This window comes from Gammaproteobacteria bacterium (genome assembly GCA_016200485.1).
GTDB lineage: Bacteria > Pseudomonadota > Gammaproteobacteria > Tenderiales > Tenderiaceae > JACQEP01.
Window position 1 is genome coordinate 22544 of record JACQEP010000021.1, and the last position, 23104, is coordinate 45647.

Sequence of the window (23104 nt, forward strand, 5' to 3'; positions counted from 1 at the left end):
ACATAATAATGATGACCGACTCGCAAAAATGGTGGTGGTTAATTTCAGCGGCGGCGCTGATGTTGCTGCTATATCTATTGGCTCCGGTGTTGACGCCGTTTTTTGCTGCGGCGTTGTTAGCCTATTTGGGCGATCCTGTCGTGGATCGGCTGGAAACGCGAGGTATGCAGCGCACCACGGCCGTGGTGTTGGTGTTTTTGAGTTTGCTATTACTGATCGTGGTATTGGTGGCTGTGGTCGTGCCGCTGTTGCAGCAGGAATTGGTGTCATTCGCGCGGCGCCTGCCTGAATACATCGCTTGGTTGCAGGATGTAGTATTACCGTGGATTCAAAAATTATTCCCGCCAGATTGGGTAGTCTTGGATGTTGAGCATTTGAAACTGGTCGTGGACGAACACTGGCGCCAGGCGGGAGGCGCTGCGGCGGAATTTGCCGGTGGTATATTGCAATCGGGCATGACCTTGTTCGGCTGGCTGGCCAATCTGGTCTTGATCCCGGTGCTGACATTTTATTTGCTGCGCGACTGGGATGTGTTGATGGCGCGGTTACTGGAGTTGATTCCACGGCGCCATGAAGCATTGGCGGTGCGCCTGGGGCAGGAGTGCGACCAAGTACTGGGTGCATTTGTGCGCGGACAATTGGCGGTGATGCTGGCGTTGAGTGTGGTGTATGCGCTTGGTTTGTTGCTGGTGGGGATCGAGGGCGCCTTGCTGATTGGCGTGACCGCAGGCTTGTTGAGTTTTGTGCCGTATCTGGGGTTTTCGCTAGGCATAATTATTGCCGGAGTGACAGCGCTGGTGCAATTTCAGGATCTGCTCCACATCTTGCTGGTGCTGGCCGTGTTTGGATTTGGCCAGATGCTGGAATCGGCGGTGTTAACGCCCTATCTGTTGGGTGATCGCATCGGTCTGCATCCAGTGGCAGTGATCTTTGCAGTAATGGCCGGTGGTCAGCTCTTCGGTTTTGTCGGCATCCTGCTGGCATTGCCGACGGCGGCGGTAATGGTGGTATTGCTGCGGTATGCACATACACGTTATCGCGACAGCCAGCTTTATGCGGGTGGGGGTCAAGGTTAGCATGGCAGTAAATTCCCCCGCCGTTCGCCAGCTGGCGCTGCAAATGTGGCTGCGCGATGCGAATACCTTTGATAATTTTGTGAGCGGCGACAATCAGCAGTTGGTAAGCCTTTTGCGAGAAACGGGGAGTGAGGACCGTTTCATCCTGATGTGGGGCGGTGATGGCGTTGGCAAGACGCATCTACTGCAAGCCTTATGTCATCAGTCGGCAGCGCGTGGCGAGGCCAGTGCCTATCTGCCGTTAACGGAACGGGATCAGTTGGCGCCAGAAATGCTGGAAGGTCTTGAGTCGCTATCCTTGGTCACGATTGATGATATCAATGCGATTGCCGGCGATGCAGCGTGGGAACGAGCGCTGTTTAATCTTTATAACGCCGTGCGTGAAGCGCCAGGTTGCCGCTTGGTGTTATCGGCAAATGTACCGTTCGCAAGTCTTGATATGCGGTTACCAGATTTGAAATCCCGCCTCGGTTGGGGCTTGATATTCCAGGTGCAGCCATTAAGCGACGAGCAAAAGATCGCCGCCTTGATGCAGCGCGCACAGCGGCGCGGGTTCGATTTGTCCGAAGAGATTGGACGCTATCTGTTGCGCCACTGCCGGCGCGATATGGCGGGTTTGTTTGAATTGTTAGAACAACTGGATCACGCCTCGCTGGCAGTGCAGCGGCGACTGACTATTCCATTTGTGAAACAAGTCATTGATAGCGGCAAGGTGGGCAGATGACATTACCTTCAAGTATCGTGAATGTCGTGCGTTATGCCTTACAGGAAGATATTGGTAGTGGCGATTTGACCGCAGCGCTGATTCCTGTCGATGCGGTGAGTTCGGCCTGGGTGATTACGCGCGAACCGGCGGTGATCGCAGGGCGGCCTTGGTTTGAAGAGGTATTCCATCAGCTCGATGCACGCGTCAAGATAGAATGGTTGGTGGCAGAGGGTGACCGGGTTGCTGCCAATCAACGTTTGTGTAACCTGCACGGCCCAGCACGAGCCTTGTTGACGGGCGAGCGTACCGCGCTTAATTTTTTGCAAACGCTTTCCGCCACCGCCACCGAAGCGCGTCGCTATGCCGATTGTGTGGCGGATAGTGGCGTGAAAATTCTCGATACCCGCAAGACTTTGCCGGGACTGCGCGATGCGCAGAAGTACGCTGTGCGTTGTGGTGGGTGCCACAATCATCGCCACGGCCTCTATGACGGCGTATTGATCAAGGAAAATCACATCCTGGCCGCAGGTTCGATCACGCGGGCGATCACTCAGGTGCGGCCTTATGGCCAGGGTAAGGCGGTGGAAGTCGAGGTTGAAACCCTGGCCGAGTTACAGGAGGCCCTGGCTGCGGGCGCGGATATCATCATGCTCGATAACTTCACTCTGGAGCAGATTCGCGAGGCAGTGATGATCACCGCCGGGCGCGCCAAGTTGGAGGTTTCCGGTGGTGTGTCTTTTGAGCAATTGCCGGTGCTGGCGGCGACAGGTGTCGATTTCATTTCTATAGGCGGCCTGACCAAGCATGTTCGGGCCATCGATTTATCCATGCGCTTCGATACTGGCCAGGGTTAAGCCTGGCCGGGTAGAATCGCAACTTTTACAATTCAAGAAAGAAGTACACCATGCGCACATCACATTATTTATTGGCCACCCTTCGCGAGACGCCGGCGGATGCCGAGGTCATCAGTCACCAGTTGATGATGCGGGCAGGTATGATCCGCAAGCTTGCCGCCGGATTGTATAGCTGGATGCCTCTGGGTTTGCGCGTGTTGCGCAAGGTTGAGCGCATCGTGCGCGAGGAGATGGACCGTTCCGGCGCGCAAGAAGTGTTAATGCCCGCCGTGCAGCCAGCCGAGTTGTGGCAGGAATCCGGCCGCTGGGATCAAATGGGTGAAGAGATGCTGCGCCTGAAGGATCGCCATCAACGTGACTTCTGCATTGGCCCCACTCATGAAGAAGTGATCACCGATATCATCCGCAACGAAATTCGCAGCTATAAACAGCTGCCCGCCAATTTCTATCAGATTCAAACAAAATTCCGTGATGAGCGTCGTCCACGTTTCGGTGTGATGCGTGCCCGTGAATTTTTGATGAAGGATGCCTATTCCTTTCATATTGATGATGCCTCGTTGCAACAGACCTATCAGGTGATGTACAACACCTATACACGCATCTTCACGCGGCTTGGTCTGGAGTTTCGTGCCGTGCTGGCGGACACCGGCGCCATTGGTGGCAGCGCCTCTCATGAGTTTCATGTGCTGGCGCAATCCGGCGAAGATGCCATCGCCTTCAGTAGCGAAAGTGATTATGCCGCCAATGTTGAATTGGCCGAAGCGGTAGCGCCGAAAGGCGCACGGTTAGTGGCTGGTGCCGCGATGCAGGAAGTGGCAACGCCCGGGCAGCACAGCATTGCCGAGATTTGTGATTTTCTTAAAGTAGTACCACAGAAAACCGTCAAGACCTTGCTGGTGCAAGGCGTCAACAAAACAGTTGTTGCGCTGGTGTTACGTGGCGATCACGAGCTCAACACCATCAAGGTAGAAAAATTGCCGCAAGTAGCGAGTCCGCTGACCTTTGCTACCCCCGAACAAGTGCGCGCCGCCGCAGGTTGCGATGCTGGCAGTGTTGGGCCCGTCAGCTTGCAGATTCCTGTGATCGCCGACCGTACTGCGGCACAACTAACCGATTTTGTCTGCGGCGCCAATCAAAACGGTGTCCATCTTACTGGCGTCAATTGGGGGCGAGATTTGCCGGAGCCGCAAGTTGCTGATCTACGGAATGTGGTCGAAGGTGATCCGAGCCCGGATGGTAAGGGCGTATTGTCGATCAAACGCGGGATTGAAGTCGGTCATATTTTCCAGTTGGGCCGCAAATACAGTGAAGCGATGAAGGCCGCCGTTTTGGACGAAGGCGGCAAGTCAGTTGTGATGACCATGGGTTGTTACGGGATTGGCGTGTCGCGTGTTGTTGCAGCGGCCATTGAACAAAATTACGATGATCGCGGGATTATCTGGCCACACGCGATTGCACCGTTCGAGGTGGTGTTGTTGCCGATGAATGCGCACAAATCCCAGCGGCTGCGTGAGGCGGCGGATAAACTCTATCAAGAGTTATTAGTGGTAGGTATTGATGTGCTGCTGGATGACCGCCGCGAACGTCCGGGCGTGATGTTTGCCGATATGGAACTGATCGGTATTCCGCATCGTCTGGTGTTCAGTGAACGCGGTCTTGATAGCGGCATGATCGAATACAAGGGGCGTCGTGATGCCGAGAGTCGGGAAATTCCGCTGGATCAGGTGATTGCATTTATCAAATCACAATTACGGTAGGTGTGGATTTTTCAAATGTAGGGGCGATTCATGAATCGCCCCTACGGCCCTTCTTTGCAGATTGCTAACCTGTGCGAAAGTCAGGTAAGTCGCGAAATTTCACTTCATTGCGCGTTACTTCAGAAACTGTCGCCTTGGCTGGACCTTGCCATAGCCAGGCCTCCAATTTGGTCAACGGGTCATCGTCGCCACAGGCCAGGATTTCAACTTGTCCTGTCGGCAGGTTGCGTGCATAACCGGTGATGCCGAATGCCAGCGCTTGCTCTTGGGCGCCAGCACGGTACCAAACGCCTTGTACCTTGCCGGAAACAAGAAACCTGACACAGCGCTTCATAGCGAGCCTCCAGGACGAGTGAAGTGCTTTATACTGGTATACCTTGTTGCCGGCAGAAAGGCAAAGGACACCGTTGGCATTTTGTTTTATCCTAGCGCATATATAACGATTATATTCGGGGGTGTTTGTGGGTAACAAAATACAGTTTCGGACCGAAAAAGACAGCCTGGGTGAAGTGCAGGTACCGGCCGAGGCCTGGTACGGCGGCCAGACCGCACGCGCTATCCATAATTTCCCCATCAGTGGCCGTGGCCCGGACGTCGATTTTATTTATGCCCATGTCCAGATTAAACGTGCCGCCGCTGTTGCCAATCATCAGCCGAAGTGGCTGGATGAAAAACGGATGAAGGCCATTGTCGAAGCCTGCGACAAAATTCTCGCTTGTCAATATCTTGATCAATTCGTTGTCGACCGGTTTCAGGCGGGGGCCGGTACCAGTCACAACATGAACAGCAATGAAGTGATCGCCAATCTCGCCAACGTTGCCTTGGGTGGCAAAAAGGGCGTTTACGATCCCATCAACCCCAATGATCACGTCAACATGGGGCAAAGTACCAACGACACCATCCCCACCGCGATTCGTCTCGCGGCATTGGCCAAGTTGCCACGCCTGGTACAGGCCGTACAACAAATGGCGGATGAATACGACCGTATTGCCGTTGCCGAGGCCGATACCGTCAAGAGTGGCCGTACCCATTTACAAGACGCGGTGCCGACCACGATTGGTCGCGAATTCGGCGCCTATGCCTGGACACTACGCCGCGCCGCCAACAACATAGAAAACTGCCGTGATCCGTTGTGTGAGATTGGTCTTGGTGGCAGCGCCGCAGGCACAGGCTTGAATACCTCGCCGGATTATCCGGCACGTGTTGCCGCAGAATTGGCCAGACTTACGGGTGAAAAGATTCGTCCCGCGAACATGGCGGCACAGATGCAATCGATGCACGACGTACAGCGTTTGTCATCTGCCATTCGCGATTTAGCACTGGAGCTGATACGCATCAGTAATGATATGCGCCTGCTGTGTTCGGGGCCGCGCACTGGTATTGGTGAAATCATGTTGCCGCCGGTACAGCCCGGATCCAGCATCATGCCCGGCAAGGTCAATCCCGTAATGTTTGAAATGCTCAATCAAGTCTGCTTCCAGATTCTCGGGCAGGATGCTGCTATTTCTACGATGACACAGGCAGGGCAGTTGGAACTCAATGTCATGATGCCAGCGTTGGGTTCGGCGCTGTTTGACAGCATGGGCTGGCTCACCAATGCCATCAAGGCGACGACTGAATTTAATCTCAAGGGATTGAAGGTTGACCGAGAGCGCTGCCGCGAATTTCTTCATGCCAGTGTTGGGCTAGCAACACTGCTCAACACACGCATCGGCTATGCCAAGGCCGCAGAAGTGGCGAAGGCCTCGGAGAAAAGCGGTCGCCCGGTGCGCGATATCGTCGCCGAGCAAGGCTTGATGAGCGCGGATGAGTTCGATGCTATCGTTTTAAAGGCGGCGCGTGATGGGAAAGAAGATTAATAAATCAGGGAAAAGGGGAAAGGGAAAAGATAAAAGAGAGAATGAGCCGGCCAAAGGCCGGCAATATTTATAACGTGTACCTGCGGTACACACATTCCCTTTCCCCTTTTATCTTTCCTCTTTTGCCTAGGGTTAATATGAGTGAAATTTTAGTTTTGTATTACAGCCGTGATGGATCACTTAGCAAGATGGCGCAACTTGTGGCGCGTGGTGTGGAAGAGGCGGGCTTGCAAGCGCGGTTGCGCACTGTGCCAAGAGTCTCAACAGTGTGTGAGGCCGTTGAAGACAGCATTCCCGATAGCGGTGCACCTTATGTCACGCAGGATGACTTGCGCGAGTGTGTCGGCTTGGCATTGGGAAGTCCCGGTTATTTCGGCAACATGGCGGCGCCGGTCAAATATTTCCTCGATAACACGACACCGCTGTGGTTGAGTGGTGCATTAGTTGGCAAACCAGCGGCCGTGTTTACCTCCACCGGCACATTGCATGGGGGCCAGGAAAGTGTACTGCTCAGCATGCTGCCGCCTTTATTGCATCACGGCATGATTGTGGTGGGATTGTCTTATAGCGAAACTGATTTATCCACGACTACCAGCGGCGGTACGCCTTATGGCGCAACGCATGTCGCAGGTGTGGATGGGAAACGATCTATTACTGAAGAAGAAATGCGCCTGTGCCGGGCGTTGGGGAAGCGGTTGGCTCAAGTAGCAATAAAATTGTCTTAATTGATCCAGTCAGATGCTGTAGGGGCGATTTATGAATCGCCCCTACTTTAAGTCCTCAACCCGATTGCTGTATCAATGCTGTTGGGTGGAAAACGGCGCCAAGACCAGCCCGCCACTGCTAGCCACAGCAACGCACCTATAGTACCGCCGCCGCCCGTGCCGCCAAAATTCGTGCTGCCATCTCCGGCGCCTTTGATTTCAGTGGTCTGGCTGGCGGTGTTGTTGGCGACGAACGCGTCTATCTGGCCACTAGAGACAGGGATGTCAACTATTGCCGTGACCGTAATTGTCCCGGCTACAGTAGGGGTTACGTCTATAAAGACCTGTTTTTTATCCTGGGCAGCAATGAGGCCGAGTGAACAGGTGAGAGTATAGTTTGCAAAACTGCAAGAATTCGCGGGTTTTACAGTATTCAGCCGTAGTTGTGCCGGTACATTGATGGTGAGTATTGCGTTGTTGACGTCTATGGCGTCATACAAATTTGTGACCGTTATGGTGTAGGTATTTTGTTGATTTACGGTAGCCGGATCATATCTGTCAGTCACTGTAGTCTTGAGATCGACATAAGTATTTCCAGCGGCTGTGCCGGCGTTGTATTCGTAGGCGCCGATATCGCATAGATTACGCAAGAGGTTACGTTGGTCGATCAGCGGGCATGGGTTTGCAACATTACTGGGAATTGCATCGATCGCGGGACTGCCTGCCAGGAGTTGATGGGTCTTGGTGGTCGTCCCTGGGGCGTTGACTTGGAGTGTCTCGTCTATCTGCAGCGATGGATTCGTGTTGTTATTGAGGTTGGTGCGATCAGAACCCGCGGTTAAGTCGCAGCTAGCGTCACCGCTAATGTTGTAACCATTGGAAGCGATGTAGGCGGCATAACCGGCCGAGCCGGCACAAACGCCAACAGCGGCGCCGTTGACCTGGTTATTGTTGCTATAGGTGCCATCGGCGAGGATGCTGTTGGTGATGACCACATCCGGATTATTGGGGGCAACGCCAGGATTGGTATTGTATACCGAGAGTTCGTTACCGCCCGTGGCGCCACGCGCATCACAATTGCCGACACCCAGAGTACAGGGCATGGCTTTATTGTTGAAGATCGTCACGTTGGTCAGCGTGACATTACGGGTAGTAAAGATACCGCCGCCGCCACGGCTAACATTCTTGCTGATGGTGACATTGGCGATATCAATGTTGCCCAGACCAGAGTTGTAAATTCCCCCCGCATCATAACCGACTGCAGTACCGTTCACATCTTTCGTCTGATTTTCATTGACGGCGCTGCGCTGTAACGTCATCGGGCCGAGGTTGAAAACACCGCCGCCAATACCACCGATGGCAATTTGAGCGCCACCAGGATTGTTGGGATCTTGTCCCAGGATCTGCTGGGCAGTATTAAACTCGATGGCGGCGCCGATGGTATTGGTGGTGCCGTTATTGCCGTTTTGAGGTTCGTTATAAATCCCCCCACCTAAATTGGCGATGTTGTGGTCGATGGTGGCTTGGCCAACATTAAGATACCCCCCCAGATTGGCGATACCGCCACCACCGCCCTTGGCAGCGCTGTTGCTAGTGATAAAGGTATTAGACCGGATATTGGTCGTGCCTTGATTGCTGAGACCGCCACCGGCAAGTGCCGTGTTGGAGCTAACAGTGCTGTTCGAAAGCGTCAATGTTCCATTCGGACCGACATGGATGCCACCACCAAGAGTGGTGAAAAAATCAGCAGTGGTCCCGGTGACGGTATTGTTTTGAATTCGACAGTCGTTGATGGTGACGGTGCCGGAGTCTATTAATACCCCTGCACCATTGAAAATCGTAGCATTACTATTTTCTTCGGTAAGACCGTTCGTGATAATTAACCCGGTGAGTGTGACAGTTGGGTTGCCGGATGCGAGATGGAATACGCGGTCGCGCGTGGCAAGCACACCGGCGCTGATGGTGGTGTAGTTGACGCCGCCGGTGCTGTTGCCACCGTTACCGAGGATATCGACGCTATCGGTGATATCAAGGTCGCCGGTCGCGGCGGCATCTTCGTTTCGGCCTACAATGCTAAGACTGATCGTTCCCAAGGGAAGAGTAATGGTATCTTTGCCGGGGGTGGCGTTCGCCTGCTGAATAGCGGCGCGTAACGAGCAATTTCCGTTGTTATCAGCGCAGGCTGCGTTGTTTAAATCTGCGTCTATCGAGTCGCTAAAGATGTTGACGGTAAACGATGCAGCATATGCTGCCTGGGGGGCAAGGATGTTTACGCCAATTGCAGCCGACAAGAAAACCAAGTACCGCGCCCAGCGGGCGGGAGTGTGAATCGATGCTGTCATCTCTATACCCGTCGCCTCTTAATGGTAAGACACATAAGACCACTGCCTTACCAATTAGACAAGACCTAACCCCTCCGTTTCCCTCTAGGGAGTAAAGCAAAGGGTGTTAAGCGCACACATCAATTTGTATAACAAACTGTTGTTAATGTTATACAAATACCCCTGTATTGTCAAGAGAGTCCTATAAAATTACTGGTTTTATAATGAGTTACCCAATTTATAAGTATTCAGAGTTTACCTCAGGGCCTCAAGTTTGTGAAGGAACGGTATTGAAATCAGAGTTTTTTAAGGGCCAGCCCTTAGATTAATGGTTAGTTAGACCGATAACCCCCTAGTTGCCCTAGATTCGAATCTTTTCGAGGGGGCGTTATTTACCATTTGTTTATGGCTCGGGGTTAATCAAGATGAATAAGCAATGGCCATTAAAGATGGTGGCTGTGACCATGGTTCTGGCGGGGTGTGGCGGGGGTAATAGCAGCTCGACGGGTTCGTCGGCGACCGGTTCGTTGAATAGTTCAGGTGAGGTGTTGTCGTCGCTGACGCGCGGTTTCACCTTGCCATCCGAGATATCAGCCGTTCCCGCCGATGCGACGGCAACTGCTGCTTCGCTAAGGAGTAGCCGTAATCTGTTTTCTCAGTTGCGCGCGTTGACTGTAGGAACTACTGATTCTGACTACAATAAGGCGACGACCGCGCAATCCATCGAAGAGCGAACGCTCGAGCAGTTCAGCATCATCGAAACCATCATGAAGTCTTTGGCCCAGACCAATTATTCTGATCCCGCCAATATCAATCAAGGCCCGTACAAGGCGATGGTGGCATGGGAGGAGCAGGGACAAGGCGGGCGCGACATCAAGAAACTGGAGCCCTGGGTTACCGACTCACGGTTGATCGTTGGGACAAGCCCGAATGGTAATCTGATCGATATCAACCGTATTCTGGTGTGGATTACCGAAGAAGATCCGAGAAACCCTGGCAAGACACGTTTGACTAAAGTGGAGTTCAAGATTTACAGCGCGGCTACTTTTAATGCGGCGGGTGAGGTGGTGGACTATGGCGAGTGGGATATCAATGCCAAGTTTAATGACGCGGGTACGGATTATTTCGCCGCTTCATCACGTAAACAAGGTGGTATCAGCCTGCTGAAGATGCATATGACAGGTGAGTGGCCGATGAGGGCTATTTTGTATCGAGCTGGCGCGGCGGGATTCGGCCAAGTCGAATATCCGGTGTGTAATGGTCCCTGCGGGTCGACGCCAACGACAAGGATTGCCAAATATTCCTATAACAAGGATTATCTCGCGGTAAAGGATGGACTCAATGCAGTGGTCTATAAAGACCGTGCCAGCAAGGTCAAAATGACGCGCCGTTATGGATTGTTTTATAAAGCTGCGGATGCTGCTAACAACATTGCCGCAGGGGATAGTGTGGAACGCCACAAACAGTTTGGATTCCCCGTGACCTATATAGATGCCAATGGAACGCAATTTGGTTATTACGGTGCTTGGCAGGGGCGTCATCAGTTGTGGGGTGGTCAAAGTGGTATCCAGGCTGGCACTACGGTCACCCGGCAAGATTTCGGTGCCAATGCCACGCCTATGACTTATACAGTTTCGCCGACGTTTACGGGTACCTTGACCAGACGTGCTTACGTCACGGGCACGTTGGCGGATATTCAAAATATTCCGTTTGAGATCTGGATGAACAAACATCTGGAGCTGAAGTACAACGGAGCGGCATGGGAGACATGTCCCGGCTGGTGGGATTACAGTGGTGGCGGTGCTCCAGTGTGCAAGGATTTTAACGGGGGCACACCCGCGCTCGTTGCGTTTAGTGATTTTGCGTTATTGCAGGTGGGTGCCAATGACCGCAAGATGGTGAATATCATGCGGAATAATGCGGGTACGATGCAACCGTATGTTTATCTTGCCGCCGATCCCGGGGGTATTGGTTACACCGTTGCTGGTTTTTATCCTGCGCTGGCATCACTGAATGGCGGCTGGCAGGCAACCACCGGCGGTATTTATACACCGGCCAACGGTGATCAATTGATGATAGATATCGGTGGTTCGATTTATATTGAATTTAACAGTGTCGCCCAGGCATGGAAGCAAAAGAAATTGCTTAGCTTCGATCAGCAGACGTGGACGCCAACTTTCGACCCTGCGGGGAATACCAATTTTACGCCTGATCTGGGTCGCGAGTATTACATCAACGCCAATGGTGTGAATTACGTGGTGAAGAAAATTGCCGCAGGATTGCCGGAGACTAATGCAAACAATGAGGTGAAGCTCGAGTTACAGACGACAGCCAATCCCCGGAATATAAAGTCGGCAGATCCAAAGTACATTTTTCCCCCGAATTTTCATCATTTCGCGTCACATTGGGAGCCAAAGGTTCATTTTTCTTTCGATAGCGACCCGTTGAGCAGCAAGTTCATGAATCTAGTGTATCTGACAGATGATCCCAATACTGCGGCTAATGATGTTGGTAGTGTTCTGGCGGAAGGGCAATGGGGGCTGTGGGCGTACAATGTGTCCGGCCAGCCGATTGATGTCAGCGGCAATGCGCTAACCTTGAATGCCGCTGGTTTTCCTAGCGGGGCGCCCGTAGAGTTTAACTGGGAATATTCAGCTGCTGGTGGTTGGGGCGCGCAGCAATATCTGATCGATGCCAATGGCAACTATGTGTTGTTGAGTGACCCGGTGCCAATTACTGTTCCGATTAATGCAGCAGTCGATAACGCCGGGACTCCGGTTGCCAAGCCGCTATCATTGCAATTCGATGGCTGGATGCACGGCTTGCCGGATTTGTATCGTGATCTGGAAGTGAATAACTGGACCATGAGCACAGCTATTTCCGACAAGATTATTAGTATTCCAGCGGATACCGAGGTGAGCGATGGTTCGGTAAGTTATTACGTCAAGCCATTGGAAGTCAGTGTGTTCCTGAATGTGGTGACGTTGGTAGATATTGCTAATGCCGGAAAGATCGCACCTGATATTGATCTGGCGAGTCTGGCAATCTTGAGTACCGTGCCGATGTTCACCGAACACAAGATGGGTGATATGCCTGCCAATGTGGTGACCAGGTACTCGGAAGGCAATCCAGTTCAATAAGTTAGGCCTGGAGCTGAGAAACAACAAAGGGCGCCTAGGCACCCTTTGTGTTATCTCACTTCAGACTATCATCTTAGGAAATCATCATCCGCAGCGGTGACCTGCGTGGTTTCGTTTTCAATCCTCCAGGCGACATCGCGGCCAACATCACGGATGCTGCCGATCCACGCCTGCCGCAGCAGGGAGTGGAACCATGCTGCGGCTTCAGTGTGATGAAAGTTGACATAGGCCTGGAGGTCCTCATCGCTGGCATCACGGTAAACATATAGCGCATTGTTGATCACAAATTGCGATGCAGTTGCCAAGGATTGTTGTTTCCGGATGGCCGTTTGCTCGTCAATGTCTTGCAGGCGCAGACGATTAGCGGGTTGATAGCCATAATTTAAAGTTTCAGCAATAACGCGATAAATACTGGCCTGCGTGGTGGCAACAAAATTGCTGCTATCGCTGGATTGATCCAGCGCGCGAATGAGGGCGATGCGTTTTTTGCTGGCCGGCGTCTGTTCCAGTTGACTCAGGTAAAGAGACATCTTGCGACTAGACTCAGGGTCGGTCGCGGCTGCGATTTCCATTTGGGTCAATCTGCGAATGACGGGAGCATCGAGTCCGGTCAGGTAGCTGCGGTAGCGGTCTTTATCGTAGTGGAGAATAAATTGGCGACTAAGCGCGGCCTGAATGTTCTGCGGATCAAAGGCGCTATTAAGATGATTGATCAGCTTGAGGAGGGTTTTCTGATCCAGGGTACTGGGTAATTTTTGCTGTTCCAGCTGTGCCTTCACCAACCACGGCATGGCGTTTAATTGAGCACTGACGCCGGATCGATCCAGGAGTTCGGCGATCAGTTGTTGGTCGTCAACGGTCGATTGAGTTTTGGCCCAGGCATTTGTCATTGGAAACAGTATGACAAACACGGCGCACACTAATCCCCAGACACAGGAGCGCTTCGTTAGCATAGGATTACCCCACCCTATAAAGAATTATTGTAACCATGTTGGCTACAAGCGCATTCGCTACCAGATCACCGCCGCATTTTATTGTGTTGCTGTGCGGTGTCTGCCCCAATTGCCTATGCACTATTAATAAATTATAGCACCTATATCCTAGTATTGAAAAGGGTATTGTGGAGATAAGGAATCGACATCTACCGGGGAGAATTATTGACCCTATCAGTTATTTATTTACCCATTGTTCTTGACGATAAGCCATATAAATAAAACCTCTCACAACTTTGTTAGACAAACTCCAAACCCGTTATTCCCCCTTAAATAGGTTGGTCGATGAAGAACGGTAAATATTCGGCTATTTTGTATAACAACTAATGGTGCTAAGTAAATAACTTCATTTTGTCGGAATAATCAGCTAAAAATCCATATTTTATAGATAGTTATCTATATTGCCGGGTCGCAAGAGGGTGTCTGAATCCAACGGTTTTGAAAAGAATTTGTGACCTACGTCACAACTTTGATTCATCCCCCCTTTTTCTACCGCTTCGCTTTGCCGATAACCCCATAGTTTCTCTAGGTGCGGGGCTCCTCCCGCGAGTCAGAAGCGCATTAATCTGGTTTACAAGCAGATTTTTTAATTCGGGGGTAACTAATGAATAAGCAATGGGTAATTAAGGCAGTGGCGGCAAGCGTGGCTTTGGCTTTGACAGGTTGCGGTGGTGGCAGCAGTTCGGGTTCCTCTGGCAGCACAACTACGCGTGCGTATACCTTGCCGACGGATATATCTGCGATACCGGCTTCAACCTCATCCGCCGCTTCACTGCGCGCGGCATCATTGATGGGACGGTTGGATCGCGCAGCGTCAGATCTTTCGTCAGCGTCGGATTACAACCAGGCGATGACCTCCAAATATGTGGAAGAGCATGCCCTGGAACAGTTCGCCATTATCGAACAGGTGATGAAGGCGCTGGCGCAGACCCATTATAACGATACTGCTAATCAGAATGGTGTTGCCTATAAGGCGATGGTGGCCTGGGAAGAGGAGGACAATGGCATCTCCATCAAAAAGCTGGAGCCGTGGGTGGTTAAATCCCAGATTGTGAATGACGCACGTCCCGATGGCACTACCGGTAATCTTAACAAAGTACAGGCGTGGATCGAGGAGGATGACAGCGACAATCCCGGCCAGAAGAGAGTTATTCGCGCCGAGTTCAAGATCTATAGCGGCGCGACCTTCGATACCGATGGCACAGTGCTGACTTATGGTGAGTGGGATCTGAATGTCGCTTTTGGCAATAATGCTACCAAGTTCTTTGTTGCTACGTCGAGGAACAACAATGGCACGCCGGAGTTGAAGATCAACGAAAATGAAGGGAACTGGTTCTCGCGGGCAGTGTTGTACCGCTCTGGTACTTCCGGTTACGGTAAGGTGGAGTATCCTGATTTCAGTCAATGCCATGCCTGACCTTGTACACCGCCTGCGGCATCAGCCTCTTATGCCTATAATGCCGATTATCTGGTGGTGGACGATGGTAGCGGTCCGGTCTATAAGGATCGAAAGAGCGAGGTGGAAATGACACACCGCTACGGTCTGTTCTACGCCAATGCTGATGCCGGTGCGGGCATTGTCGCCGGTGACAACGTGCAGAAACATAAATCCTTCGGTTTTCCGGTCTCCTATGTGGACAGCAACGGTGTCACCCAGCGCGCCTATTATGGCGCCTGGCAGGGGCGACATCAGCTGTGGGGTGGGGGTCCGAACGGTGTGCCACCAAATACCGTCGTGACGCGTGAAGATTTCGGTGCCAACACAATTCCAGTTACATATACCGTACAGGCACCGCTGGCAGGTTCGTTCACTAAACGTACACTGGTCGCAGGCAGCCCCGATGACATCAAGGGTATCGTGGTGGAGACCTTCACCAACAAACACTTTGAGCTGTTTAATAATGCAGGCACTTGGGAGTCCTGTGAGGGTGGCTGGATTCAGTTTGGCACGCCAAATTTATGTAAGGATTTCAGCACCGGGAATTCTAAGGCGTTCACCAGTTTCACTAGTTGGAGTTCACTGGTGGGTAATAACCGCAAGCATGTCAACATCGGCCGCTGGGATAATATCAATCAGGTGGCCGTAAACTATGTCTATCTGGCCGCAGCGGATAATATAGCGAACTTCACTACACCCGGTTTCTATCCCGCCATACAGGGGCAGAATGGTCTTACAACGGTACAGGGTGGCAGCCGCTATGCAGGTAACAATGGCGACCAGCTCTGGGTGGATGTCAATGGCTCACTCTACATCCAGTACACCGGTGATTTCACTAACGGAGCGACCGGCTGGGTGCAGAAGAAGCTTACTTCCTTTGATCAGACGACGTGGACACCGACTTTTGATGCCAATGGCGATACGGCTTTCGTGCCCGAGCAGGGGCGCGAGTACTACATCAATAGCAACGGTGTGAACTATGCGGTGCGCCGCATTGCGGCCGCTGATGCAGCGGCCTCTTATGAGGTACAACTGGAGCTGCAATCCACTGTCAATCCGGTGAATGTGCTCACCTTCCTACCCACAGGGACTCACCATTTGGGTACACCGTGGCAGCCGGGACTGGCGCTGAAGCTTGAGACCAACAGCGCGAGCGCTAATTACCTGAAACTGGTCTATGCGGCGGATGATCCAGCCACCAATACGGTGGAAACCACAGCAGATGTCTACACCTCCGGTCAGTGGGGCTTGCAGGCATTCAATGTTGGGGATGCGCCACTGGATGCGAGTGGCAATGTAGTGACCGTCGATGGTTTTGGTGTTCCCACCGGTGGCACCCGTCCCGTGCAGTTCAACTGGGAGTATTCAGCCAATGGCGGCTGGGGTTCGCAGCAGTATCTGAAGAAGAATGATGGCAGTGGCGACTATATGTTGCTTTCCGATCCGATCAGTCTGGTGGCCAAGTCTTACAGCTATAGCTATCAGACTCCGGCGGCAACCAAGAGCCTGGCTTTGCAATTCGATGGCTGGATGCACGGTCTGCCTGATCTCTACCAGGATCTGCAAAAAGGTGGCTGGACGATGACGACTGCGCTGTCGCAGAAGATCATCAACATCCCGGCGGGGACACAGGTGACCGACAGCAATGGTGTGGTCTACTACATCAAGCCGTTGCAAGTAAGCATTTTCCTGGCCGAGGTTAATTCACCTGCGGCAGGCAAGAGCTTCCCCGATGTGACACAGGGCAGCGTTCTGAATGTGGGCGTAGGCAGTCCACTGTTGCCGACCTTTACCGATCATGGCATGAGCACCACCATTCCACCGGCAGATGTGAAATATTCCGAGGGTGATGAGGTGTAATAGTAGTTTCATCTGGTAAAACCCTAGGGGCGCAGCGATGCGCCCCTTTTTTTGTCTAGTGAACCTCTGATACTTCTTTGAACTGCATTGTCGTAGAAAGTCATCGTTCTCGGCAGTTTGTTATGCATATATGCGTGCCAGCTGTTGACACGACTACTCCTGATTTCTAAATAGATATAGTCTGAGACTTGAATTATGTAGGTCTATCCCTATCTAATGGCTTAGATGCGGGTTACCTGGAATTGAGGAACTGATTGATGCGAATGGATAAATTGACCACCAAGTTTCAGACGGCGCTGGCCGATGCCCAGAGCCTGGCCGTGGGCCGCGACCACCAGCTGATCGAGCCGCTACATGTGCTGATGGCCCTGCTGGACCAGGAGGGGGGGACGGCGCGGCGCTTGCTGGTGCTGGCGGACGTCAACGTCAATGCCCTGCGCTCGGCGCTGGGCGAGGCGCTGGATCGTTTGCCGCAGGTGACCGGGACGGCGGGCGATATCCGGCTTGGTAATGACCTGATCCGCATCCTCAATCAGACCGACAAGCTGGCGCAGCAACGCAAGGATCAATACATTTCCAGCGAGTTGTTTGTGCTGGCCTGTGTGACCGAGCAGAATCAAATCGGCGAGATCATCCGCAAGGCGGTGGCGAGCACCGGCGCCATCGAAAAGGCAATCGAAAAAATGCGTGGCGGGCAAAAGGTGGATGATCCGAATGCGGAAGAAAGTCGTCAAGCATTGGAAAAATACACGATTGATCTGACCGCGCGCGCCGAGAAGGGCAAGCTCGACCCGGTGATCGGCCGTGATGATGAGATCCGGCGCACGATTCAGGTATTGCAACGCCGCACCAAGAACAATCCGGTGCTGATCGGTGAACCAGGTGTCGGTAAAACCGCGATTGTCGAATGCTTGGCGCAACGTATTGTGAATGGTGAAGTGCCGGAAGGTATCAAAGGTAAACGCTTGCTGAGTCTGGATATGGGTTCATTGATTGCCGGTGCCAAGTTTCGTGGCGAGTTTGAAGAGCGTTTGAAGGCGGTATTAAAGGATCTGGCGCAGCAGGAGGGCCAGATTATCCTTTTCATTGACGAATTGCATACCATCGTCGGTGCCGGCAAGGCCGAAGGTGCGATGGATGCCGGCAATATGTTGAAACCCGCCCTGGCGCGTGGCGAGCTGCATTGTATCGGTGCGACCACGCTCGATGAATATCGTGGATATCTTGAAAAAGACGCGGCGCTGGAGCGGCGCTTCCAGAAGGTGTTGGTTAATGAACCCAGCGTCGAGGATACGATCGCCATTTTGCGTGGTTTGAAACAAAAATATGAAGTGCATCACGGAGTTGAAATTACCGATCCGGCGATTGTCGCTGCCGCAACGCTGTCTCATCGCTATATTGCCGATCGCCAATTGCCGGACAAGGCGATTGATCTGGTGGACGAAGCCGCAAGCCGTATCCGCATGGAAATCGATTCCAAGCCGGAAGAAATGGACAAGCTCGAACGGCGCTTGATCCAGCTCAAAATCGAGCGCGAGGCGATGAAAAAAGAAACTGATGAGGCCTCGCGTAAACGGTTGGAGCATTTGCAGTCTGAGATCAACCGTCTCGATCGCGAGTTTTCCGATCTAAATGAGGTTTGGAAGTCCGAAAAAGCCGCGCTGCAAGGTACGCAGCATATCAAGGAAAAATTGGACCAGGCACGCATCGAGCTTGAAACGGCACGCCGCGGCGGTGATCTGGCGCGTATGTCGGAATTACAATACGGCAAGATTCCAGAATTACAGAAACAACTTGATCTCGCTGCTCAAGCTGAGATGCATGAAACTAAATTGCTGCGTTCACGAGTGACGGATGAAGAGATCGCCGAAGTCGTCTCGAAGTGGACCGGGATTCCGGTAAGCAAGATGCTCGAAGGCGAGCGTGAAAAATTGTTGCGCATGGAAGATGAATTGCAAAAGCGCGTCATCGGCCAGAGTGAGGCGGTGAAGGCCGTTTCCAATGCGATACGCCGTTCGCGGGCCGGGCTCTCCGATCCTAATCGACCCAATGGTTCGTTTCTGTTCCTTGGGCCGACAGGTGTTGGTAAAACTGAGTTGACCAAGGCATTGGCCGCGTTTTTGTTTGACACGGAAGAAGCGATGGTGCGCATCGATATGTCGGAGTTCATGGAGAAACATTCCGTGGCGCGGCTGATCGGTGCGCCCCCGGGGTATGTTGGTTATGAAGAGGGCGGTTATCTCACCGAGGCCGTGCGACGTAAACCGTATTCGGTGATTCTGCTCGATGAAGTCGAAAAGGCGCATCCGGATGTGTTTAATGTCTTGTTGCAGGTGCTGGACGACGGCCGTTTGACCGATGGCCAGGGCCGGACAGTCGATTTCCGCAATACTGTAATCGTGATGACTTCTAATTTAGGATCGCATGTGATTCAGGAGATGGCAACTGAAGAACAGTATGATCAGATGAAAAAGGCGGTGATGGAGATTGTCGGTCAGCAGTTCCGGCCGGAATTCATCAATCGCATCGATGACGTAGTAGTTTTCCATCCATTACAAAAAGATCAAATCCGCCGCATCGCCAATATCCAGATGAGTTACCTGCGCCGCCGGTTGCAGGATCGAGATATGGATTTGCAGGTGAGCGAGGCTGCGCTCGACAAGCTGGGTGAGGCGGGGTTTGATCCAGTGTATGGCGCGCGACCGCTGAAGCGGGCGATTCAGCAGATGCTGGAAAATCCGCTGGCACAGGAGATACTCGCGGGTAAGTTCCATCCGGGGGATATTGTGATGGTGGCGCTGGAGGGTGAGCGGTTGATGTTTGGGCGGGGGAAATCTCAAAGGCAAGGGTGATGGCGCCGGGTTTTGATGGCTGATTATTATCATGCCCCCACCACCCCGTCCGCTTCGCGTCCACCCCTCCTCATGCTGAGGAGGGGAGAAAGACACTCTCTATGTTTCAGTGGCTGAAAAAAGAAGTTACTATCCCCTCCTTCTACCAGGAGGAGGGGTGCCCGTCAGGGCGGGGTGGTGGTGTTAAAATTCTGCTGTATCACTGCCAACACACCTTCCAGATTTTCCATCACGTTTCGATTTTCGAAACGCAATATGCGTAATCGTTGCGCACCTGATCCTGTACCCATGCCTGCTCATGATCGTGAGCGGCGCCATCGAGTTCAATGATTAATCGTTCGGACGAGCAGTTAAAATCGACGATGTATTTGCCGATGCTGTGTTGACGGTGGAATTTACGTCCGGCGAGTTGGCTATGTTGCAAGGCGCTCCAGAGTTTGGCCTCGGTGGGAGTGAGTTGCTGGCGGAGTTGGCGGCGGGTGGATTTGAGCGATTCGCGGTTGTGTAACCTCATGGTTGTGTTCCTTTTGATTTGATTGCCCACCGCCCCGTCCGCTTCGCGTCCACCCCGCCTCCCTCGGGAGGCGGGGAAGAAACATTTTAACGCAATGAGGCGTCTCGGTTTTATCCCCTCCTCCTGGCAGGAGGAGGGGTGGCGCGTAGCGACGGGGTGGTGGTATGCAAATCAACGCTTCGCCGTTTGTCTTAATACGTACGGCAAAATTCCCCCATGACGAATGTATTCCACTTCGTTGGCGGTATCGACACGTGAACGGACATTAAATTGCTTCACGCTGCCGTCATTGCGCGTGGCGCTGACAGTGAGGGTTTGCGCTGGTTTGAGATCAGACAGACCTTCGATGGTATAGGTTTCTTCCCCAGTGAGGCCCAATGTTTCAGCGGTTTCGCCGGGCATGAATTGCAGTGGCAACACACCCATGCCGACCAGATTCGAGCGATGGATGCGCTCGAAGCTTTCGACGATGACGGCGCGAATGCCAAGCAGTTGCGTGCCTTTCGCTGCCCAGTCACGTGACGACCCAGTGCCGTACTCCTTGCCTGCGATCACGATCAGAGGTATTTTCGCAGCTTGATATTTTACGGATGCATCGTAAATCGACATCTGTTCGCCATCAGGCAAGTGACGAGTGACGCCGCCTTCAGTGCCGGGTGCGAGCTGATTACGCAAGCGTATGTTGCCAAAGGTGCCGCGTATCATCACTTCATGATTACCGCGGCGTGCGCCGTAGGAATTGAAATCCTTGGGTTCGACACCATTGGCGATCAGGTATTGACCGGCAGGGCTGGTCTTGCCGATGGAACCGGCGGGTGAGATGTGGTCGGTAGTGACGGAATCGCCAAGTTTGGCCAGTACACGCGCATCGGTGATGTCGGATAAGCCCGGCGCTGTTTTGGTGATGCCGGTGAAGAATGGTGGTTCCTTGATGTAGGTGGAGTCGCCCACCCATTTGAACAATTCACCTTTGGGCGATTTGAGTTTGTTCCAGGCGCTGTTGTCGTTAAATATATTCTTGTATGTCTGCTGGAACATCTCACGCGTGACATGTTCGCCCACCAGCGCATCGATTTCCTCGCGGCTGGGCCAGATGTCTTTGAGATAAACCGGTTCTCCGGCAGGATCGACGCCAAGCGGATCGTGATTCAAATCGACATTGAGGTTGCCCGCGAGGGCGTAGGCAACGACCAAGGGTGGCGATGCAAGATAGTTGGCGCGCACCTGCGCGTTGACGCGGCCTTCAAAGTTGCGATTGCCAGACAACACTGACGCCACGGCAAGATCGCCATCTTTAACCGCCTTGGAAACATGTGGTGGCAGCGGACCGCTGTTGCCTATGCACGTGGTGCAACCGTAACCGATGACGTGGAAGCGCAATGCTTCGAGGTAAGGCAACAATCCGGCAGAGGTCAGATAATCGGTGACCACGCGCGATCCGGGTGCCAAACTGGTTTTGACCCAGGGCTTCACTTGCAAACCGCGACGCACGGCATTCCGTGCCAGCAAGCCGGCGGCGATCAGCACGGCGGGATTCGAGGTGTTGGTGCAACTGGTGATGGCCGCGATCACTACCGAGCCGTGGCAGAGGTTATAGGACACGCCATCGGGCTGGCGTACGGGTGCGCAACCATTGAAGACATCACGGCCTTCGACTGGCACCGGGGAGAATTCCGGTGCCACTGGCACATTGCCGCCTTCTGTCAGCCAACGTTCCTTTTGGTCCTTATCAAGGTTCTGCCCTTTCTGCTCCCACTGCTTGATCAGCATCTGGCGGAACGATTTGCGCACACCGCTGAGCGTAACGCGATCCTGCGGCCGTGATGGGCCGGCCAGACTCGGTTCAACCTTGCTTAAATCAAAAGCAAGTACTTCACTATATGTGGGTTCAACTGACTTGGCGGTGTACCATAAGCCTTGTGCCTTGTAATAAGCCTCGGCCATATCTGCCTGTTTATCGCGTCCCGTCAGGCGCAGATACGCAGTCGTTTTTTCATCGACCGGGAAGATGCCGCAAGTCGCACCATATTCCGGCGCCATGTTGGCGACCGTGGCGCGATCGGCGAGTGACAGATGTGTCAGGCCGGGACCATAAAATTCGACGAACTTACCGACGACGCCTGCCTTGCGCAACACTTGGGTGATGGAAAGCACGATGTCGGTCGCAGTCACGCCCGCGCCTGGTTTACCGCTGAGTTTGAAACCGACGACTTGCGGAATCAGCATTGAGCTTGGCTGGCCTAACATTGCCGCCTCGGCCTCGATACCGCCCACGCCCCAGCCCAGCACGCCCAGGCCATTGATCATGGTGGTGTGTGAATCGGTGCCGATTACGGTATCGGGATAAAGCCAGTGCTCACCGGCTTTTTTCGCGGTCATAGTGAGTGGCGCCAGAAATTCCAGATTCACTTGATGCACAATGCCGCTGTCCGGGGGTACGACGCGGAAGTTATCAAGCGTGTTCTGTCCCCATTTCAAAAATTGATAACGCTCTTCGTTGCGCTCGAATTCGAGATCGGCATTAGCTTGAAATGCGCCCGCGCTGCCGTATTGATCCACCTGCACCGAGTGGTCGATCACCAGATCGGCAGGCACAAACGGATTGATGCGCTTGGGATTGCCGCCCAGGCGCTTGAGCGCGGCGCGCATCGCCGCCAAGTCTGCGACCGCCGGTACGCCGGTGAAATCCTGCAATACCACCCGCGCCGGCATGAAAAAGATTTCCTGATCCGGTTCGGCCTTGGCCTTCCATTTGATCATGGCTTCGATATCAGTATTTTTGACTGCAATGCCGTCCTCGTTGCGCAACAGGTTTTCGAGCAGGATCTTGATCGAAAACGGCAGCCTGGCAACGGTTTTGTGCTTTTTGGTCAGGCTAGTCAGCGAGTGATAACGGTAGCTTTTGCCTTTGTGGCGGAGGGTGGCTTTGGTCTTGAAGCTGTTATTCGGGGATTTGGGCTTCGCAGGCATCTTGGTCTCTCGTTCGTGCAATCAAATGTAGGGTGGGTTAGCCGCAGGCGCGACGGACTGA

At 53.1% G+C, this 23104-nt stretch carries 14 protein-coding genes and 1 pseudogene; 10 read left to right on the forward strand and 5 right to left on the reverse strand.

What is annotated here, in order from left to right; all coding sequences use genetic code 11:
• Positions 1-11: 11 nt before the first annotated feature.
• Genes HY272_13015 through HY272_13030 form a run of 4 tightly spaced genes read left to right on the forward strand, consistent with a single transcriptional unit; the run spans position 12 to position 4393 of the window.
• Positions 12-1076: an AI-2E family transporter gene (locus tag HY272_13015; GenBank protein MBI3773605.1), complete on the forward strand. Its 1065-nt coding sequence runs from the start codon at positions 12-14 to the stop codon at positions 1074-1076.
• 1 nt (position 1077) lies between these two features.
• Positions 1078-1800 (forward strand): DnaA regulatory inactivator Hda, encoded by a 723-nt coding sequence (hda, locus tag HY272_13020; GenBank protein MBI3773606.1) that lies wholly within the window; start codon positions 1078-1080, stop codon positions 1798-1800.
• Positions 1797-2636, forward strand: a complete 840-nt coding sequence (locus HY272_13025; GenBank protein ID MBI3773607.1) for a carboxylating nicotinate-nucleotide diphosphorylase — start codon at positions 1797-1799, stop codon at positions 2634-2636. The genes hda and HY272_13025 overlap by 4 nt, the downstream gene beginning before the upstream one ends.
• Before the next feature lie 50 nt (positions 2637-2686).
• The gene (locus tag HY272_13030; GenBank protein ID MBI3773608.1) at positions 2687-4393 is read left to right on the forward strand and encodes a proline--tRNA ligase; all 1707 of its coding nucleotides are present in this window, start codon (positions 2687-2689) and stop codon (positions 4391-4393) included.
• A gap of 64 nt (positions 4394-4457) precedes the next feature.
• Here HY272_13030 and HY272_13035 read toward each other — a convergent pair whose 3' ends face one another.
• On the reverse strand, positions 4458-4727 hold the full coding sequence (locus tag HY272_13035) for an acylphosphatase (protein MBI3773609.1): 270 nt from the start codon (positions 4725-4727) through the stop codon (positions 4458-4460).
• Between the two features lie 127 nt (positions 4728-4854).
• On the opposite strand from HY272_13035, the gene HY272_13040 reads away from it, so the two are divergent.
• Both HY272_13040 and wrbA read left to right on the forward strand, forming a co-directional pair.
• Positions 4855-6252 (forward strand): aspartate ammonia-lyase, encoded by a 1398-nt coding sequence (locus HY272_13040; GenBank protein MBI3773610.1) that lies wholly within the window; start codon positions 4855-4857, stop codon positions 6250-6252.
• Positions 6253-6389: 137 nt separating this feature from the next.
• Complete coding sequence (gene wrbA / locus HY272_13045) at positions 6390-6977, forward strand: NAD(P)H:quinone oxidoreductase (protein MBI3773611.1); 588 nt, start codon at positions 6390-6392, stop codon at positions 6975-6977.
• A gap of 47 nt (positions 6978-7024) precedes the next feature.
• On the opposite strand, the gene HY272_13050 is transcribed toward wrbA, so the two are convergent.
• A complete protein-coding gene (locus HY272_13050; protein MBI3773612.1) occupies positions 7025-9298 on the reverse strand; it encodes a hypothetical protein in 2274 nt (757 codons plus the stop codon).
• Between the two features lie 404 nt (positions 9299-9702).
• Here HY272_13050 and HY272_13055 point away from each other — a divergent pair, with 404 nt between their 5' ends.
• Entirely contained in the window at positions 9703-12417 is a 2715-nt protein-coding gene (locus HY272_13055) for a hypothetical protein (protein ID MBI3773613.1), read from the forward strand.
• Between the two features lie 68 nt (positions 12418-12485).
• On the opposite strand, the gene HY272_13060 is transcribed toward HY272_13055, so the two are convergent.
• Positions 12486-13370, reverse strand: coding sequence for a hypothetical protein (locus HY272_13060; GenBank protein ID MBI3773614.1), 885 nt, complete (start codon positions 13368-13370; stop codon positions 12486-12488).
• Positions 13371-14013: 643 nt separating this feature from the next.
• Here HY272_13060 and HY272_13065 point away from each other — a divergent pair.
• The 3 genes from HY272_13065 (at position 14014) to clpB (ending at position 19559) form a co-directional block, all read left to right on the forward strand.
• Positions 14014-14826 carry a hypothetical protein gene (locus tag HY272_13065; GenBank protein ID MBI3773615.1) on the forward strand — a complete coding sequence of 271 codons (813 nt, stop codon included), beginning with the start codon at positions 14014-14016 and terminating at the stop codon, positions 14824-14826.
• A gap of 108 nt (positions 14827-14934) precedes the next feature.
• Positions 14935-16707 carry a hypothetical protein gene (locus HY272_13070; GenBank protein ID MBI3773616.1) on the forward strand — a complete coding sequence of 591 codons (1773 nt, stop codon included), beginning with the start codon at positions 14935-14937 and terminating at the stop codon, positions 16705-16707.
• 257 nt (positions 16708-16964) lie between these two features.
• Positions 16965-19559: an ATP-dependent chaperone ClpB gene (gene clpB / locus HY272_13075; protein ID MBI3773617.1), complete on the forward strand. Its 2595-nt coding sequence runs from the start codon at positions 16965-16967 to the stop codon at positions 19557-19559.
• Between the two features lie 164 nt (positions 19560-19723).
• Here the strand turns inward: clpB and HY272_13080 are convergent.
• Together HY272_13080 and acnA are read right to left on the reverse strand one after the other, a co-directional pair.
• Positions 19724-20073, reverse strand: a pseudogene (locus HY272_13080) (DUF559 domain-containing protein).
• Positions 20074-20244: 171 nt separating this feature from the next.
• On the reverse strand, positions 20245-23043 hold the full coding sequence (acnA, locus tag HY272_13085; protein MBI3773618.1) for an aconitate hydratase AcnA: 2799 nt from the start codon (positions 23041-23043) through the stop codon (positions 20245-20247).
• Between the last annotated feature and the right edge of the window lie 61 nt (positions 23044-23104).

What these genes read in the sequence shown, in the direction of transcription:
- HY272_13055 (MBI3773613.1), top strand. Translation starts at nt 9,703, where the DNA reads ATGAATAAGCAATGGCCATTAAAGATGGTGGCTGTGACCATGGTTCTG.
- HY272_13060 (MBI3773614.1), bottom strand. Translation starts at nt 13,370, where the DNA reads ATGCTAACGAAGCGCTCCTGTGTCTGGGGATTAGTGTGCGCCGTGTTT.
- acnA (MBI3773618.1), bottom strand. Translation starts at nt 23,043, where the DNA reads ATGCCTGCGAAGCCCAAATCCCCGAATAACAGCTTCAAGACCAAAGCC.
- HY272_13035 (MBI3773609.1), bottom strand. Translation starts at nt 4,727, where the DNA reads ATGAAGCGCTGTGTCAGGTTTCTTGTTTCCGGCAAGGTACAAGGCGTT.
- HY272_13025 (MBI3773607.1), top strand. Translation starts at nt 1,797, where the DNA reads ATGACATTACCTTCAAGTATCGTGAATGTCGTGCGTTATGCCTTACAG.
- HY272_13070 (MBI3773616.1), top strand. Translation starts at nt 14,935, where the DNA reads ATGACACACCGCTACGGTCTGTTCTACGCCAATGCTGATGCCGGTGCG.
- clpB (MBI3773617.1), top strand. Translation starts at nt 16,965, where the DNA reads ATGCGAATGGATAAATTGACCACCAAGTTTCAGACGGCGCTGGCCGAT.
- HY272_13015 (MBI3773605.1), top strand. Translation starts at nt 12, where the DNA reads ATGACCGACTCGCAAAAATGGTGGTGGTTAATTTCAGCGGCGGCGCTG.
- wrbA (MBI3773611.1), top strand. Translation starts at nt 6,390, where the DNA reads ATGAGTGAAATTTTAGTTTTGTATTACAGCCGTGATGGATCACTTAGC.
- HY272_13050 (MBI3773612.1), bottom strand. Translation starts at nt 9,298, where the DNA reads ATGACAGCATCGATTCACACTCCCGCCCGCTGGGCGCGGTACTTGGTT.
- HY272_13030 (MBI3773608.1), top strand. Translation starts at nt 2,687, where the DNA reads ATGCGCACATCACATTATTTATTGGCCACCCTTCGCGAGACGCCGGCG.
- HY272_13065 (MBI3773615.1), top strand. Translation starts at nt 14,014, where the DNA reads ATGAATAAGCAATGGGTAATTAAGGCAGTGGCGGCAAGCGTGGCTTTG.
- hda (MBI3773606.1), top strand. Translation starts at nt 1,078, where the DNA reads ATGGCAGTAAATTCCCCCGCCGTTCGCCAGCTGGCGCTGCAAATGTGG.